General features: G+C 33.7%; 1 protein-coding gene. It reads right to left on the bottom strand.

The genetic code is table 11. From position 1 onward, the window contains the following. Positions 1–39: 39 nt before the first annotated feature. Positions 40–492, bottom strand: coding sequence for an Lrp/AsnC family transcriptional regulator (locus tag DIU01_RS07620; protein ID WP_187657286.1), 453 nt, complete (start codon positions 490–492; stop codon positions 40–42). Positions 493–507 lie beyond the last annotated feature (15 nt).

Raw genomic sequence — 507 nt, 5'->3', positions numbered from 1 at the left:
ATTCCTACGGAATGACAAACTACATGAAAATTGTTACTATTAAACCGTAAAAACAGTTGTATTTTTAACCTCACCAATCATAAAAGTACTGTGCGTACTGCCAATATGTTGCAGTGTTGTGAGTTTGGTAACCATAAATTCACGGTATTCTTCCATGTCTTTTACGCAAATTTTCAAGATGTAATCATAATCGCCGCTGACGTGAAAACATTCTAGAACTTCGTTTAGTTTGACTACTTCTTTTTCAAATTGATTGATGAATTCCTTGGTGTGTTGCAACAACTTTAAATGACAGAAAACTACAAAACCTTTATTGATTTTGTTCCGATTTAAAAGCGCTACATATTTATCTACAATTCCTTCTCGTTCTAATTTTTTAATGCGTTCGTAAACTGCAGTGACCGATAAATTGAGTTTTACCGATAATTCTTTGGTGGTTTTTTTTGTATCAGTTTGTAGAAGTTGCAGGAGTTTTTTGTCTATTGCGTCCATATTTCGGGTTTCGGG

Source organism: Flavobacterium sp., from assembly GCF_003525665.1.
GTDB lineage: Bacteria > Bacteroidota > Bacteroidia > Flavobacteriales > Flavobacteriaceae > Flavobacterium.
Note: the sequence above shows the minus strand (reverse complement) of the source record. Positions and strands in the feature narration are given on the sequence as shown.